This window comes from Streptomyces sp. NPDC046712, assembly GCF_040645695.1.
In the GTDB taxonomy this organism is placed as follows: Bacteria; Actinomycetota; Actinomycetes; order Streptomycetales; family Streptomycetaceae; genus Streptomyces.
Genome location: NZ_JBEYYW010000063.1, coordinates 1 through 1,001 on the forward strand (window position 1 = coordinate 1; position 1,001 = coordinate 1,001).

A 1,001-nucleotide genomic window follows, 5' to 3' on the forward strand; every position below is an offset into this window, starting at 1 on the left:
CCTGCGCCGACAATGTAGCGGGGCTTAAGCACACCGCCGAAGCTGTGTCATTGACACAATAGATCGGTGCTTGTTTTCGGATGAGCATCTAGTCGTGTTGATGGGTAGGGGAGCGTCCTGCATCCAGGGAAGCCGCGGTGTAAACCAGCGGTGGAGGGTGTGGGAGTGAGAATGCAGGCATGAGTAGCGAATGCAGAGTGAGAAACTCTGCCGCCGGATGACCAAGGGTTCCTGGGCCAGGCTAATCCGCCCAGGGTAAGTCGGGACCTAAGGCGAGGCCGACAGGCGTAGTCGATGGACAACGGGTTGATATTCCCGTACCCGAGCACGTGCGTCCCTGATGAGGCAGTTGATACTAACCACCCAAAGCGCATGGTGAAGTCTTCGGATGGATCTGTGTTGTGGAGCGTGGGGCCTGATTCTGTAGTAGTCAAGTGATGGGGTGACGCAGGAAGGTAGCTCCGCCAGTGAATGGTAGTACTGGTGTAAGCGTGTAGGCCGAGTGGTAGGTAAATCCGCCGCTCATGAAGGCTGAGACGTGATGCGTAGCCGATTGAGGTGAAGTAGAGTGATCCTATGCTGCCGAGAAAAGCCTCTAGCGAGTGCGTGCACGGCCCGTACCCCAAACCAACACAGGTGGTCAGGTAGAGAATACCAAGGCGATCGGGTGAACTGTGGTTAAGGAACTCGGCAAAATGCCCCCGTAACTTCGGGAGAAGGGGGGCCAAACATCCTGAAGTCCTTTACGGGCTAGGGGTGGGTGGCCGCAGAGACCAGCGGAAAGCGACTGTTTACTAAAAACACAGGTCCGTGCGAAGAAGTAATTCGATGTATACGGACTGACGCCTGCCCGGTGCTGGAACGTTAAGAGGACCGGTTAATCCCTTCGGGGGTGAAGCTGAGAATTTAAGCGCCAGTAAACGGCGGTGGTAACTATAACCATCCTAAGGTAGCGAAATTCCTTGTCGGGTAAGTTCCGACCTGCACGAATGGCGTAACGA

1 rRNA gene is annotated in these 1,001 nt (G+C 55.4%); it reads left to right on the forward strand.

The window, feature by feature from the left end:
• Positions 1–1,001 (forward strand): 23S ribosomal RNA (locus ABZ939_RS36890); the annotation flags it as partial.